This is a genomic window from Desulfosarcina sp., from assembly GCF_055467485.1.
Genome location: NZ_JBUOIV010000025.1, coordinates 1 through 14,974, shown reverse-complemented (window position 1 = coordinate 14,974; position 14,974 = coordinate 1). Strand labels below are relative to the sequence as shown.

Sequence of the window (14,974 nt, the reverse complement as noted above, 5' to 3'; positions counted from 1 at the left end):
ATTTACGTCAACCGGTTGACAAAAGGTGTACCCCACAGCCGTAAATGAGCGCCTTAACCAATCGACGGCATGCGGCAAATGAAAACCCGGAACGTTAAAATATAAATTGATACCAATGGGTTATGCTTCTTCGGATGGTCAGGCCCCTGAGTTTCTCCCCCGCTTCAGCATTCAGGTATGATTTTTGCTTTTATCTTCGACAATTTGGAATAATGGCCGAATCAAATTCAAATTGCTGAAATGCGGAGAGAAACATGGGTAGTTGCAGTCGACGCCATTTTATTAAAAAAATCGGCGCGGGTTTGCTGACCTCCTGCCTGGCGCCGGCAACCGGATGGTCCGCCCTGCTGCCGGACAGCACCCGCCGTTCCCTGTCCTTTTATAACACGCACACCGGCGAACGGCTCGGTGTCTGTTATTACCGGAACGGCGCGTATTGCCCCGGCGCCATGGGACAGATCAACCGCATCCTGAGGGATCATCGCACCGGTGACATTGAAAACATGGATGCCCGGTTGATTGACCTGCTCTTTACCGTGAGCCAACGGCTGGGCTCCTGTTCTCCCTTTCACATCATTTCCGGTTACCGCTCCCCCCAGACCAATGCCCGGCTCCGCAAACAAAGCACCGGTGTAGCCAAGTTCAGCTATCACATGCTGGGCCGCGCCATCGATATTCGCCTGCCCGGATGCGATACCCACCAGCTCCGGCAAGCCTGCCTGGATTTGAAACTCGGCGGTGTCGGCTACTATCCCCGGTCCGACTTTGTGCACCTGGATACCGGGGCCTTTCGAGCCTGGAACGGCTAACGGCCCAAGCGCACCTACCTTTGTTTAACAACTGAAAGGCCACGATGGAGGGCTTCATCGCCATGGTGGCCTTTATCTTAATGCACCTATCGGCTGCTCGGCCGGTTTTGCGGCTGATGGACGAAATCTGGCGGTGGGGTGGACCGTCGCTGGCCCAGCGCGCGATAAAGGTCACTGTCCCGGTCGTAAATGTCGCTGCGAAACTGAATCTCACCCGTTTCGTCCGCCCAGGCAGTCATATACAACAGGTGGACCGGAACCGGATGCTTCAGCCGGATGGTCCGGGTCTCTCCTTTTTCAACGGCGTCACTCAATGCAGCCGGCGTCCATCGTCCATCACCCGCCAGCACAAAATTGGCCAGAACGAAAGGTGCTTCCACCCGGATGCAGCCGGAACTGACATCCCGCTGAACCCGTTTGAAAAGAGAGCGGTTGGGTGTGTCATGCAGGTAAACGGCAAACGGGTTGGGAAACATGAATTTAATGCGGCCCAGAGCGTTAGCCGGTCCCGGGTCCTGGCGAAGCCTGAAGGGGAAACGGTCGGCATGGTAGGCATGCCAGTCGACGGTGGCGGGATCGACTTCCGGTGCCTCCAGCGCCCAGCTTTGAAACACGCGGATACCACGATGGGCCAGGTAGGCCACATCCTTTTGAAGTTCGGGCAGGATGTCCTCGACGGCGATGGAGGTGGGCACATTCCAGTACGGGTTGATCACCAGGTAGGTCATGTCGGCGCTGAACACCGGCGACCGCCTGGCCGGCCGCCCGACCACCGCCCGCAATTGAAAGTCCACAGTGCCGTTCTCCACCGCCTTGAGACTGAAATCGGCTGTGTTGACAATGATGTGCCGGGCACCCAGATCGTGGGGCAGCCACCGCCACCGTTCGAGATTGACCATGACCTGACGGATGCGCGCTTCGACGGGAACGTTTAGCATGCCGATCGTGCGTCGGCCTACGATGCCATCCGCCTCCAATCCGTTGCGCTGTTGAAACCGCTTCACCGCGGACGTGAGCACGGCATCGAAATAAAGCGAATCTTCATCCGGGGCCGCTGGGTCGAGGTCTCCGCCTGCGGTGAGCCGACGGCGAAGTTCGCCAACGGCAGAATCGCTGTCGCCCGGCCTGAACGTTTTGCTCTCATCCAGCACCGGCCAGCCATTGGCATGGGCCAGATCGCGAAGTTGGGCCAGCGCGCGCCGAAGGGTCGTATACCCCGTGTGTGCCGGCCGCAATTTGTTCAGTGCGGCGATGACATCGCCGGTTGAGGCAGCGTTGGCAAGGGAGGCTGGCAGGTCCACGGGACCCGTGTTGATCATCCAGTCGGTATGCAGGGTTTCGGGGTTTACCCGCCCGGCAGCCAGATGGGAACCATACAACAGGTAGGCGTCGGTGAGGATCAGGTCCAGGTCCGCCCACCATTCGGGAGGGACCGAAGCCGGACTTGACCCAGAGGACTGCTCACAAATCTCGGCCAGCAGTCCATGGATAGCTTCCTGGTGATAGTCAAACGGCACGAGTCCGTCTTCGCCGGCACGGTCGATTGCCTCGGCCAGGGCCTGAGCCTTTTCCAGGCGAAGCGAAGCGTCAATCCACAGGGGTAGATGCTTGCTGTTGCGGTAGACCAGCGGCAGCATCTGGATGCCGCAGATTATTTCTCCCTGGCAGGAAAAGGAGGCCGTTGTCGGGTCCCCGTCCAAGCGGGCGCGGATGACAGCTTGCACCCGATCGAGTATGGCGTCGGCGGCCTGGGCTTTGGGTGCGAACCCGAAAAGGGCGCATGCCAGAAACCCGGTGCAAAGCAGGTACATGACCACTATCGCCGCCGGATTTCTATTTGCCAAGGTTATCTGCATACCGGGTTGACCGTGGGGGAAAAGCCGACAGCTGCGCGAAGGCGGCGCTATCCGCCCGGCCAAAAAAAGATAGCCCGCAGAATCGGCGGGCTATCGGGTCATGGTATAAACTGGCGGAGAGAGAGGGATTCGAACCCTCGGTGCAGCTTTCACCACACACTCGCTTAGCAGGCGAGCGCCTTCAGCCGACTCGGCCATCTCTCCAGGTTCAGCAATTCGGGTCTGGCGGAGGGAGTAGGATTCGAACCCACGGAGCTTTCGCTCAACGGTTTTCAAGACCGCCGCCTTAAACCACTCGGCCATCCCTCCACTGAAATAAGTCGCCTCATTACCATTTCGGACCATCAGCGTCAATCCTTTTATCCCCGGCCAGTCCGGGATGGGATCAGTGATGCCCGCTCTGCAAAGTGCCTTCTCCCCGAGCAGGAGCACTGAGCAAGGGTTATGTCAACGCCTGAAGAACGACGGCGATAAGGAAGGTTTCACTGAAAGCGCTGACCCGCAGATATCTTAAATGATGGTTGACATCAAAGATGTTTTGTGATGTTCCTCCGTGCACCAAAAAAAATATAGAGGTATATCGCCTCTGGAGGAAGACACGGATGAAACAAAAATATGTGGTTCTATTGGACAATGAAGCCGGGAAGCTGGCCATTCAGGAATACGCTGAACTGGACAAGGAGATGCTCTCGCTGCTGTGTGAAGAAACATACGATGCCGCAGCGATCAAGGCAGCCATGGAAAAAGATCGCAATGCCTTGATCCAGGCGCTTCGCACGCACAATATGTACCCACCGGGCACTTACACGGAACGCATCGCCGATGCCATTGTCGAGATGTTTCAGCCCGGCGCCAATTCATCTGCCGAGCTCTTTTTCGAAGAACGGGATATGTTCGAACCCGTGGTTGAAGCGGCGGTGGACGAGCCTGACGACGATGAGGATGAGGATGAGGACGCCGGGTTGGAGGTGGACGACCTGCTCGATGACGACATCGATGACGACATCGATGACGATTATGAGGAAAAAGGGATTATCAAAGGCCTGAAAAAATCCATAAAAATCTCCGATGAGGATGCCAGCATCGACGATGCCTGAGACATCTGTCCACGTCATTGAACCCTGATAGCGAGCACATTCCCCGTCGTCTGCGGCGAGGGTGGCGAGTGAACCGAAAATCGATCTTAACCTCATGGTGAACCTTCCCTGCAGCTTACCGCGGCGAAGGTTCATTGCAAAATCGTACGGGCTGCATGCGGCGCCTTTGGGTTTCCTTGCATAACCCCATTCACGCGTCAACATTCCCTGCCCGCGATTCCAACCGGCTTGAACAATAGCCAAATTACGCTTTTTACCTTGACTTGCCCTGGGTCTTCCACTAATAGTTCCAGGCGCCGTTTAGTTTTTTTCATCACGTTTAATTCGAAATCAATCTAGCATTGCCGAAAAACACTGACCGTGCCGCATCCTCTTGGCTGCGGCACCCGTCCGTGAGTTGTATGGTGACTCCGACTACCGGATCTGAAAACTGAGTGGTTCGAAAAGCCCATTGATAGTTTCCCGGATAAAACGTTCCAACGCCTTTGAAAAGACAAGTGGAACCAGTACGACCATGACTGCGCCGTCTGCATTGCGGCACGGACGGCTTTTTCGATGGACGGCTGGTTCTCTTTTTTTGCTCCACTATCATCCATAATCTGCATCAGGAGGTGCCAATGGAAAAGGAAAGATCATTTTATCAAAGGCTGAAGGAAAAAGGAGTCTCGCGAAGAGATTTCATGAAGTACTGTACAGCGCTGACGGCAACCATGGGACTGTCGTCATCCTTTGTCCCCAAGGTGGCCGAAGTGTTTGCCGCACCGGCGCAGCGTCCGCCCGTGGTCTGGTTGCATTTCGCCGAGTGCACCGGATGCTCAGAGTCCCTGCTGCGGTCCCAGTATCCCTATATCGACGAATTGGTCCTCGAGGTGCTTTCGGTTGAATACCACGAGACCATCATGGCCGCCGCCGGTCACCAGGCCGAAGAGCAGCTTCACAATGCGATAAAGAAATACGAAGGCAAGTTCATCTGCGTCGTCGAAGGCGGCGTGGGTACCAAATACGACGGCGGCTATGGCAAAGTGGGAGGCCGTTCATTCCTGGAAATCGCCAAGGATGTCTGTCCCAAGGCAGCGGCTGTCATCGCATACGGCACTTGCGCGACATTCGGTGGCATTCAGGCTGCAGCGCCCAATCCGGGCGGTTACAAGGGGGTTGGCGAGGCCATCGGCATCAAACCCCTGCAAATCCCGGGATGCCCGCCCAATCCGATCAACCTGGTGGGCACCGTGGTCAACTATCTGCTGCTGGGCAAACTGCCCGAACTGGACGACATGGGCAGGCCGTTGTTTGCCTTCGGCAACACCATCCACGACAAATGCCCCCGGCGCTCCCATTTCGAGAACGAGGAATTTGTGGAGGAGTTCGGCAGCGAAGAAGCCGCCATGGGCTATTGCCTTTACAAAGTGGGCTGCCGCGGGCCGGAGACTTACAACAACTGCCCCACCGCCAAATTCAATGACGGCACCAGCTGGCCGGTGGAGGCGGGGCATCCGTGCATCGGTTGCAGCCAGCCCAATTTCTGGGACACCATGACCCCGTTCTATGAAGAGATGTAAGTCCAATTATTTCAAACTGAAATAGTCCGTTGACGAATAAAGGGAGGTTCTAAATATGGGCAAACGAGTCGTAGTGGATCCAATCACCAGAATCGAGGGTCACCTTCGCATCGAAGTGGAAGTGGCCGGGGGTAAAGTCGTCAATGCGTGGAGTTCGGGACAGATGTTCCGCGGTATCGAGCTGATTCTTCAGGGGCGCGACCCGCGCGATGCGCATCATTTCGTGGCCCGATCCTGCGGCGTCTGAACGTACACCCATGCTCTGTCCTCGGTGAGGGCAGTCGAAGCCGCCGTTGGTGTCCAGATTCCCAAAAACGCCAGACTGATCCGGAACATGATGCACGCCGCTCAGTTCCAGCACGACCATCTGGTTCACTTCTATCACCTGCATGCGCTTGACTGGGTAGACATCGTCAGCGCCCTGAAGGCCGATCCCAAGGCAACCGCCGCTCTGGCGGACAACGTCAGCAACGCCAAGGTCGGCGGTGCGGCATATTACAAGCAGGTCCAGCAGCGCATCCAGACATTTGTGGACAGCGGCCAGTTGGGTCCCTTCTCCAACGCCTACTGGGGCCACCCGGCCTACAAGCTGCCGCCGGAAGCCAACCTGATGGCCTGTGCCCACTACATCGAAGCGTTGCGCCTGCAGGCCAGATCCGCGCGCATGCACGCCGTTTTCGGCGGCAAGAACCCCCACCCGCAGTTCCTGGTGGTGGGCGGCATTACCAGCGTGGCCGACCTGAAGCCCGACCGCATCGCCGAGTTCCTCTACCTGACCAAGGAGACCCAGGAATTCATCGAAAACGTCTACATTCCCGACCTGGTGGCCGTTGCTTCTTTCTACAAGGATTGGGGCGCCATCGGCGGTACCACCAATTTCCTGGCCTGGGGCGAATTCCCCGAAGGCGATAATGAACCCGATAGCCTGTTCATGCCCCGCGGCGTGATCAATAAGCGGGACCTGGCCAATATATCAATGGCGGTCCAGGAAAAGGTGGCGGAGAATGTGACCCGCGCCTGGTATGAGGACGGCGCCGCCCTGCATCCTTACGAGGGCGAGACCAAGCCCCTTCAGGAAGATCCCAAGTACCGGCCTGACGGCGGCAAGTACTCTTGGTTCAAGGCGCCCAGGTATGAAAGCGAACCCTGTGAAGTCGGTCCGCTGGCGCGTGTGCTGGTGGCCTACGGCAAAGGTCACAAGGAAATCAAGCCGTTGGTGGACGCCACGCTTCAGAAGCTCGGCATCCCCGCCGCCGCCCTGTTTTCGACCCTCGGCCGGACTGCCGCCAGAGGGCTTGAAACCATCGCCATCGGCCAGGCCATGCCCGGCTGGGTCATGGAACTGTTGGAAAACATCAAGAGCGGCGACACCCAGACCTACACCCCCTGGGAAATGCCCGACGAAGGCATGGGCCTGGGGCTCAACGACGTACCCCGAGGATCGCTGGGACACTGGGTTAACATCGAGGGCGGCAAGATCAAGAACTACCAGTACGTGGTGCCGTCGACCTGGAACTTCGGTCCCCGTGACGACAAGGGCAAGCTGGGCCCGGTGGAAGAGGCGCTCATCGGGACGCCCGTGGCCGATGCCAAGCAGCCTCTGGAAGTCTTGCGCACCGTCCACTCCTTTGACCCGTGCGTGGCCTGCGGCGTCCATGTGATCGACCCGGACTCCAATCAGGTTTACAAATTCAAGGTAATTTAGTTTTTAGGCGCCCCCTTCCCGGGTCTTTCGGATCCGGGAAGGGGGTCTTCTTTCGTCCCGTTATCCCGTCGGTTCTTCCATCCCCACTGCGTCCACCGGGCATTCCAGCATACAAAAGGCACAGCCGATACAATCGCGCGCTTTTTTTAAAACCGGATAACGAATGGTTTCCCGGGTGCCCCGATCCGCTTTCAAATCAATGCAGCCCGTGGGGCAGGCTTCCACACAGATGGTACACCCCATGCAGCGCTGATTGTCGAAGTCCGGCTTGGGCCAGCGTGAGCGGATGCGGATTCGTTCACACACCCGATCTTCCGGATCCTTAACGCTGGCGTAAGGGCAAATCCGGCCGCAGGCCCCACAGTCAATGCAGACGTCCGAAATAATCCGGTGGCGCTCCTTGGGTTTGCCCACAATGGCATCCACCGGGCAGACGCGCATGCACACGCTGCACCCGACACATCCATGGGTGATGACATAGGCCATTGGATATCCTCGGCGTGTTGGAAACGCTCCTGCGGGAACGCAGGCCGATCATATTTTCAGATCAAGACCGGCCAGAGTTTCCGGCGTCGGCACACCGGTATCGGGGTTGAAGCCCATGGCCGACCAGTAATATCGCCGCAGCTTTTCCAAAGGGACCGTCACCCCTTTATTGGCCCCTTCCTGCTGGGGCGGGTCGCCTATTACCCGTTTGCTGAGGTGGATATCTGCGGGATTGATACCCTGCTTGATGTTGAACAGCTGCTTGACGGTCTGGATCCGATGGCCGACGGCCATGAAGGCTTCGGGCGATTGCGCCCAGCCGGTGGCGGCATTGAGCCAGTCAAACAGCGGGATTCGGTGGGCCCCCATGAAGGCGCCGAACAGGCAGCAGCCGGCACCGTTGACCACGTTCATGAACTGGCTGCAGGCGGCCCCCATGGCTGCCTTTTCCCGGTTCGCCTGGTACTTGCTGCGCTTGAGGTAGAACAGGGAGGGGTCGGGTAAGTCCGGTAGCACCTGCCAGAGCTGGAACATTTCATAGTACATATAGGCCCCGATGGTGTGGCGGCCGGGGGTGGGTTCGACCACGTTGTGAAGGGCAAAGCCGGGATCGTAGCGGCCGTCGTGCATGCCCAGTTCCTGCCCGCCTGCATGGATCGCCATCGTTTCGGCGCCACGGCCGATTTTTTGGGCTGCGCGTTTGGCGCCGTCGGCCAAGAGGTCGCCGATGCCCTCGCGCCTGACCATTTTTTCCACCAGGCGGACAATGGCCTCGGTGTTGCCCCAGGTCAGCTTGAGCCCGTCCGTGTCCGCGACGGTCAGCAGCCCGTTTTCAAAGCACTCGATGGCAAAGGCCACCGTGCCGCCGGCCGAGATCGTGTCCATGCCTGCGCGGTTAAGCAGTTCGTTGAGATAGTAAATGCTGTCGGCATCCTCGTTGAGGCACAGTCCTCCCAGCGCGATGGTCGATTCGTATTCGGGACGGTGCACCTCGGTCTTGCCGTCAGGCGCCAGGCTGATGCCGCCGCAGCCCAGGGGGCAGGAATAGCAGAAGTATTTGGCCACCACCGGGCGGGTGAATGCGTCGGGATCGATGAGCGTGGATTTGTCCAGCCCGAAATCCCGGTTGGACCCCTTCCAGTTCATCACCGGGGCATCGCCTATCTCAATGGCCATCTGGTTCTGATTGACGGTGCCCCACTTGCTCAACATGATTTTGTAGAGCATGCCGTCGATTTCCATCTGGGCAGGCAGCATGCGCATGATCGCGCCCAGGTAGGCGGTCATGGTGCCGTTTAAAAAAGGCGGTTGGAATGACACATGGCGGTTGCACGCCTGGCTCAGGGTTTTCATGGCCTTGCGGTCGTGCACCTGGACGCGATGGGCGCCGCACAGGACAACGGCCTTGAGTCTTTTGGCTCCCATGACGGCCCCCAATCCACTGCGGGCTGCCAGCCGGCCGCCGTGGTTCACAATGCCGGCGATCAGCGAGCGGCGCTCCCCGGCCATGCCGATGCAGGCCACACGGACCCGCTGCCTGCTGCCGTGTTCTTCGATCAGCAGACGTTCGGTATCAACGGCATCACGGCCCCACAGATGCGAGGCGTCGCGCAGCTCGGCGCCCTTGGTGTCGGCATACAGGTAAACCGGCCGGCTGCTCCGGCCGGTGAAAAAAACGCCGTCAACCCCACACCCCTTGATAGCGGGTGCCAGGTTGCCCCCGCAATTGGCATCGCCCCAGGTTCCGGTGAGGGGGCTTTTGCCCACCGCCATCCAACGACCGGTGAACAGGGAGCCGCTGGCGGTCAATATGCCGGAAACGAATCCCAGGACGTTGTCAGGCCCCAGGGGATCCGCCCCGGCTGGAATCCGTCGGTAAAGCAGCCATGCGGCCAGACCGGTACCGGACAGAAAACGGCGGTACAGCGCTTCTGAAATGGCCTCGGCGGCGATGCGGCCGGTGGTCAGGTCAACCCACAGTACCTTTCCCATGTAAGCGCGATTCATCGGGCCCCCCGGGCTAAGCGGATCGAAAGAGAAGGTTTTTCAGGGTAGGGCCAAAGGAACACTTTACTATTTCACGTTTTGAGTATAATTTCAATATAGATCGTACCGAAACGAAGGAGGCGCGATGGTTAAGAATACGATCAAAGTGTTGACAGTGATGCTCGTCGTTGTCGGCTCTGCAGGCATCGGCCAGGCCCTCGCCGGCAATTGGATTGTGGGGTCCGTTTGCATTCAAAACGATGCCGGCCACCGCCAGTATGGCGAGCGTCTGTCGGTGTTTTTGGTGAGCGGTAAAATCCCGGTCCCGGCAATACGATGCGCCGAAGAAACCAACCATCAGCGACAATTGGACTGTATCAACAGCTGCCACCTTGATTTTTACAAGCGGTTTCAGCAAATGCAGCGGCAAGCCGGGTACCTCATCGCGCAGACGGTGACCGCTGAAACCGGAAATTTTGCCTTTCTGGAAGCGCCCCCCGGAACCCACTATGTGCTGGTGAAATTTCCAGCCCTGATCGACGGCTACAAGGTCGCTTGGCAGGAACCGGTGACCGTGATTCCCGGTCGGATCGGCGTCGTGACCCTCAACGATGAGAATCTGGTCCTGCCCAAAAACCGCCGACGCTGATCGGGTGCCCCCACACCGGCGTCGCCAGACGCCCGGTGCCGTATCCGTTGATCACGGCTTGAACCGTTGATCAATCCATGCTACCACATCTCTTTGCTGTATTCCCGATGACCGGTCATTCGTTTAAGACGGTTCGTGCCTGAGGTAAATGAAGGCCCGCCATTGAACCGCGACAGCGAGCGAACTGGAAATCGATATCTACCTAACGGTGCTGCGCAGCACCGCCGTTACAGGCGGAACATTCGCCGCGGCTTGCCGCGGGGAGGGTTCAAAATTTCAGAAAGAACGCCAGCAATGACGAATGATCATGTAATGATTCTGGGTGTCGGCAATCTTTTATTCTCCGATGAGGGCTTCGGTGTCAGGGTCGTGGAGGAACTGGAGCGCCGGTATGCCTTTCCCGAAAACGTTTCCCTCGTCGACGGCGGTGTCCTTGGAGTGAGTCTGCTGGGCGTCATGTCCGAAGCAGACCACCTGATCGTGGTGGATGTGATTCGCAACAAAGGCGTGCCCGGTGATCTTTATCGTCTCGACGGAGATGCCATCCCCGAACGGATCCGGGCCAAAAACTCGCTGCACCAGATTGATTTCCTCGAAGCCCTGACCCTTTGCCAGGCCATGGAAAAGGTGCCTGAAGCAGTCATCCTCGGCGTGGAACCTGAAGATATCAACACCTTGAGCACGGAGCTGACCGCAACAACCAAGAATCGGATGGAAGCCATCATCCGGATGGTGCTGGGCGAACTCGAGCGACTGGGTGTCACCTGTCAAGATAAAGGAGCGGACGGCCATGTGTCTTGCAATCCCATCTAAAATCACCCATATCGAAAACGAAATGGCCACCATCGACGTGGACGGGGTCAAGCGCTCGGCCAGTCTCATGCTGTTGGAGAATCCGGCGGTGGGCGACTATGTCATCGTGCATGCCGGATTTGCCATCAAGAAACTGGACGAAGCATCGGCCATGGAAACCATCCGGCTCCTCAAAGAGGCCGCCGCCTTTGTGGACAATCTGGAAGCCGGTAAAGGATGACGGGTGGGTTAACCACCCGGCACCTGCGTTTCGCTTCATCCCTCATCACCGCCCAGTCGGTTCAACACGCCGTATCCCCTGGGATTGATGCGAGCTCAGCTGAAGTGATGGTTGGTACATGTTAATCAAGGACGGCGTCCTGCACGGACCATGACAGATGCACGCACCGCATATCGCCTGGAGATCAACGGCATTGTTCAAGGGGTGGGTTTTCGGCCATTCATCTACCAGCTGGCCAACCACCACGGTCTGAAGGGGGAGGTGGCCAATACCGCCACCGGGGTGTCCCTGGTGCTGGAGGGCCTGGAAACGGACATCCGGCAGTTCATCGACGACCTCCCGGGCAAAAAGCCGCCGTTGGCGCACATCGTCGAGGTGTCGAAAACACCCGAAGCCGTGAAGGGGTTTGCGGCGTTCTCCATCGTCAAAAGCCAGGGCAGTGCCACCCGGGCCACACTGATCTCACCGGACGTGATGGTCTGCGACGATTGCCTGGCCGAGATGCGCGATCCGGCGGACCGCCGTTTCGGCTATCCGTTCATCAACTGCACCAACTGCGGTCCCCGTTACACGATCATCGACGATATTCCCTATGACCGGCCCAAAACCAGCATGCGCCACTTTCGCATGTGCCCTTTGTGCCAGGCCGAGTATGACAATCCCGCCGACCGGCGCTTTCACGCTCAGCCCAACGCCTGCCCGGCCTGCGGGCCCCGGGTGACCCTGCTGGATGCCGGCGGGGTGCCCATCGATACGGACGATCCCGTCGCCGCCGCCGCCGCCCGGATCAAGGCCGGCCGTATCCTGGCCGTCAAAGGGCTCGGCGGGTTTCACCTGGCCGTGGATGCCACCCAGGAAGACGCCGTGGCGCGCCTTCGGCGCCGCAAGCACCGCGAGGAAAAGCCGCTTGCCCTCATGTGCAGCAGCCTGGACCGCATCCGGGGGATTGCCCGTTTCGGTGAGGCGGAGGAACGGCTGCTGGTGTCGATCCAGCGTCCCATCGTTCTGCTGAAAAAACGCAGGAACACACCGATTGCTGCATCGGTTTCACCTTGCAACCGTTTTTTCGGCATCATGCTGCCATACACCCCCTTGCATCACCTGCTGCTCGATGCCGGCTTCATCGCCCTGGTGATGACCAGTGCCAATCTGAGCGAGGAGCCCATCGCCATCGGCAACGCCGAAGCGGTCGAACGTCTGGGTGGGATCGCCGACGACTTTCTGGTCCACGACCGGGACATCCTCCTACGCAGCGATGACTCCATCGTCCGCCACAGTGCCGGCCACATGCGGTTGATCCGGCGCTCCCGCGGCTACGTGCCCGTTCCCGTTTTCTTAAAGGGCGACATGCCGCCGGTACTGGCCTGCGGGGCCGAACTGAAAAACACCGTCTGTCTCACCCGGGGCAGGCAGGCCTTTGTGAGCCAGCACATCGGCGATCTGGAAAACCGGGCCACCGACGCATTCTTCCGCCTCACGGTCGATCACCTCAAGCGCATCCTGGACATCGACCCGCAGATCGTGGCCTGCGACCTGCACCCGGACTATATGAGCACCCGCTATGCCAGGGAACTGGGGGGCGTTGCCTGTGTGGAGGTTCAGCACCACCATGCCCACATAGCCGCCTGCATGGCCGAGAATAATGCCGACGGGCCGGTGATCGGCCTCTCCTTCGACGGCACGGGGCTGGGGACGGACGGCACGGTCTGGGGGGGCGAGGTGCTGGTGGCGGACTACCACTCCTTTGCCCGGGCGGCTCATCTGGCACCGGTGCCCATGCCCGGCGGCGCCGCTGCCATCAGGGAACCCTGGCGCATGGCCGTGGCCCATCTGAGCGCCGCTTTCGGTGAGGACCTTGACGCCCTCCGGCTGCCCTGGTTGCGGTCGCTGGATCCCCAACGGGTGGGCATTCTGCTGTCCATGATGCAACAACAGGTCAACAGCCCGCTGACGTCCAGCCTGGGCCGTCTGTTCGATGCCGTGGCGGCGATTGTCGGATTGCGCGGCCGGGTGGCCTTCGAGGGCCAGGCCGCCATGGAGCTGGAGATGATCCTCGACAACGCCGAGTCCGGCAGCTACGATTTTTCCTGGGAGGGCGACGAACCCTGCCGGATAGCGACCGCGCCCATCATTCAGGCCGTGACGAGGGACGCGGAAAAGGGTGTTTCCCCGAATGCGGTCAGCGCCCGCTTTCACAACACCCTGATCCTGCTTTTTGAGCAGTTGTGCCGCCACCTGCGCAGCGCCACGGGCATCGACCGCGTGGCCCTGAGTGGCGGCGTGTTCCAGAACCACCGGCTGCTGGCCGGGTTGACGGCCGCCCTGGAAAAAAGCGGATTTGATCTGCTCACCCACCGGCTGGTGCCGACCAACGACGGGGGGCTTTCGCTGGGACAGGCTGTGGTGGCGGCAGCAACAGTAAACCATCCATGAGGGACGACCCATCATGACCCTGAAACACAGCGACGCCTTTCACGATCCACGAATCGCCCGGCATCTGGCCGGTCGCATCACCCGCACCAGCCGAAGGCCGGTTCGTTTCATGGAGGTCTGCGGCACCCATACCGTTTCCATTTTCAGGAGCGGCATCCGCTCTCTGTTACCGGAGACCATCGCCCTGCTTTCGGGGCCGGGATGCCCGGTGTGCGTCACCGCGCAAAAGGAGATCGACGCCTTCATCGCCCTGGCCCGGGAGCCGAAGACCATCGTGGCCACCTTCGGGGACCTGATCCGGGTGCCGGGAAGCGGCTCCTCGCTGCAGCGCGAAAAGGCCGACGGCGCCGACGTGCGCATCGTCTATTCCACCTTCGACGCTGTGACTCTGGCCCGTGAGAACCCGAACAAGCGGGTGGTTTTTCTGGGGGTGGGGTTCGAAACGACCGCGCCCACGGTGGCCGCCGCCATTCTGGCCGCCCACCGGCAAAAACTCGACAACTTTTGTGTGGTGTCGGCCCACAAGACCGTGCCACCGGCCCTGGAGGCCCTGGCCGGCGGCGAGATCAACATCGACGGGTTCCTGCTTCCCGGCCACGTGTCCGTGATCATCGGCCTTGACGCCTACCGTCCCTTTTTCGGGGCCCATCGGGTGCCGTGCGTGGTGGCTGGTTTCGAACCGGCCGACCTGCTCCAGGGCATCGCCATGCTGGTGGACCAGGTGGAATCCGGGCAGCCGGCGTTGGAGAACGCCTACCCCCGGGCCGTCTCACCCGCCGGCAACCCCAAGGCAATGGCGGTCATGAACGAGGTGTTCGAGACGGCGGATGCCGACTGGCGGGGTATCGGCACCATCCCCAAGAGCGGGCTGGCCATCCGGAAAACCTATGCCGCTTTCGACGCCGTCAAGGTTTTCGATATCCGGCTCAAGCCCGTTGCCGAGCCCAAGGGGTGTGCGTGCGGCGCGGTTCTTACCGGCCTGAAAATCCCCCCCCAGTGTCCGTTGTACAAAACAGTGTGCAACCCCATGGCACCGGTGGGGCCCTGCATGGTCTCCAGCGAAGGCACCTGCGCAGCCTACTATCGCTACCACGGCAGCGTATGAACCGGCGACCCCTTTTCCGGCAAGTAGTTTGATAACTATCTATATTCAAGAAGGAAAAATCGAAATTCCATGAAACTGGACAAGATCCTACTGGACCACGGCGGCGGGGGGAAAATGTCCCACCGCCTGACGGCGGACCTGTTGCTGCCCGCATTCAACAACCCGGCCCTGGCCATGCTCGATGACGGTGCCACCCTGCGTGTGGGCGGCGACCGCCTCGCCTTTTCCACGGACACCTATGTGGTGGACCCCATCT

The 14,974-nt window shown here is 59.6% G+C and carries 12 protein-coding genes, 2 tRNA genes and 1 pseudogene; 10 read left to right on the top strand and 5 right to left on the bottom strand.

Annotated features, from left to right (window positions below; translation table 11 throughout):
* Positions 1-254: 254 nt before the first annotated feature.
* Entirely contained in the window at positions 255-809 is a 555-nt protein-coding gene (locus ACZCED_RS13190; protein ID WP_462968778.1) for a peptidoglycan L,D-endopeptidase MepK, read from the top strand.
* Between the two features lie 86 nt (positions 810-895).
* Here ACZCED_RS13190 and ACZCED_RS13185 read toward each other — a convergent pair whose 3' ends face one another.
* From ACZCED_RS13185 to ACZCED_RS13175, 3 genes are all read right to left on the bottom strand, one after another.
* Positions 896-2,653, bottom strand: a complete 1,758-nt coding sequence (locus ACZCED_RS13185) for a L,D-transpeptidase family protein (protein WP_464860968.1) — start codon at positions 2,651-2,653, stop codon at positions 896-898.
* A gap of 123 nt (positions 2,654-2,776) precedes the next feature.
* A tRNA-Ser gene (locus tag ACZCED_RS13180) sits at positions 2,777-2,869 on the bottom strand.
* Positions 2,870-2,888: 19 nt separating this feature from the next.
* Positions 2,889-2,974, bottom strand: a tRNA-Ser gene (locus tag ACZCED_RS13175).
* 293 nt (positions 2,975-3,267) lie between these two features.
* On the opposite strand from ACZCED_RS13175, the gene ACZCED_RS13170 reads away from it, so the two are divergent.
* The 3 genes from ACZCED_RS13170 (at position 3,268) to ACZCED_RS13160 (ending at position 7,026) form a co-directional block, all read left to right on the top strand.
* Positions 3,268-3,762, top strand: a complete 495-nt coding sequence (locus tag ACZCED_RS13170) for a hypothetical protein (protein ID WP_462968776.1) — start codon at positions 3,268-3,270, stop codon at positions 3,760-3,762.
* 617 nt (positions 3,763-4,379) lie between these two features.
* Complete coding sequence (locus tag ACZCED_RS13165) at positions 4,380-5,321, top strand: hydrogenase small subunit (protein ID WP_464860967.1); 942 nt, start codon at positions 4,380-4,382, stop codon at positions 5,319-5,321.
* Positions 5,322-5,376: 55 nt separating this feature from the next.
* The gene (locus ACZCED_RS13160) at positions 5,377-7,026 is read left to right on the top strand and encodes a nickel-dependent hydrogenase large subunit (protein WP_462968774.1); all 1,650 of its coding nucleotides are present in this window, start codon (positions 5,377-5,379) and stop codon (positions 7,024-7,026) included.
* Positions 7,027-7,086: 60 nt separating this feature from the next.
* Here ACZCED_RS13160 and ACZCED_RS13155 read toward each other — a convergent pair whose 3' ends face one another.
* Together ACZCED_RS13155 and ACZCED_RS13150 are read right to left on the bottom strand one after the other, a co-directional pair.
* On the bottom strand, positions 7,087-7,512 hold the full coding sequence (locus ACZCED_RS13155) for a 4Fe-4S binding protein (RefSeq protein WP_464860966.1): 426 nt from the start codon (positions 7,510-7,512) through the stop codon (positions 7,087-7,089).
* Positions 7,513-7,560: 48 nt separating this feature from the next.
* Positions 7,561-9,519 carry an aldehyde ferredoxin oxidoreductase family protein gene (locus ACZCED_RS13150; protein WP_462968772.1) on the bottom strand — a complete coding sequence of 653 codons (1,959 nt, stop codon included), beginning with the start codon at positions 9,517-9,519 and terminating at the stop codon, positions 7,561-7,563.
* A 124-nt stretch (positions 9,520-9,643) separates the two neighbouring features.
* Between ACZCED_RS13150 and ACZCED_RS13145 the strand changes: the two genes are divergently transcribed.
* The 6 genes and pseudogenes from ACZCED_RS13145 to ACZCED_RS13120 all read left to right on the top strand — a co-directional run.
* The gene (locus ACZCED_RS13145) at positions 9,644-10,147 is read left to right on the top strand and encodes a carboxypeptidase-like regulatory domain-containing protein (protein ID WP_462968771.1); all 504 of its coding nucleotides are present in this window, start codon (positions 9,644-9,646) and stop codon (positions 10,145-10,147) included.
* A gap of 294 nt (positions 10,148-10,441) precedes the next feature.
* Positions 10,442-10,960, top strand: a complete 519-nt coding sequence (hybD, locus tag ACZCED_RS13140) for a HyaD/HybD family hydrogenase maturation endopeptidase (RefSeq protein ID WP_462968770.1) — start codon at positions 10,442-10,444, stop codon at positions 10,958-10,960.
* Positions 10,938-11,180, top strand: coding sequence for a HypC/HybG/HupF family hydrogenase formation chaperone (locus ACZCED_RS13135; protein ID WP_462968769.1), 243 nt, complete (start codon positions 10,938-10,940; stop codon positions 11,178-11,180). The genes hybD and ACZCED_RS13135 overlap by 23 nt, the downstream gene beginning before the upstream one ends.
* A 150-nt stretch (positions 11,181-11,330) precedes the next feature.
* Positions 11,331-13,613: a carbamoyltransferase HypF gene (hypF, locus tag ACZCED_RS13130; protein WP_464860965.1), complete on the top strand. Its 2,283-nt coding sequence runs from the start codon at positions 11,331-11,333 to the stop codon at positions 13,611-13,613.
* Between the two features lie 13 nt (positions 13,614-13,626).
* A complete protein-coding gene (gene hypD, locus ACZCED_RS13125) occupies positions 13,627-14,718 on the top strand; it encodes a hydrogenase formation protein HypD (protein ID WP_464860964.1) in 1,092 nt (363 codons plus the stop codon).
* Between the two features lie 69 nt (positions 14,719-14,787).
* A pseudogene (locus tag ACZCED_RS13120) lies at positions 14,788-14,974 on the top strand (hydrogenase expression/formation protein HypE); the annotation flags it as partial.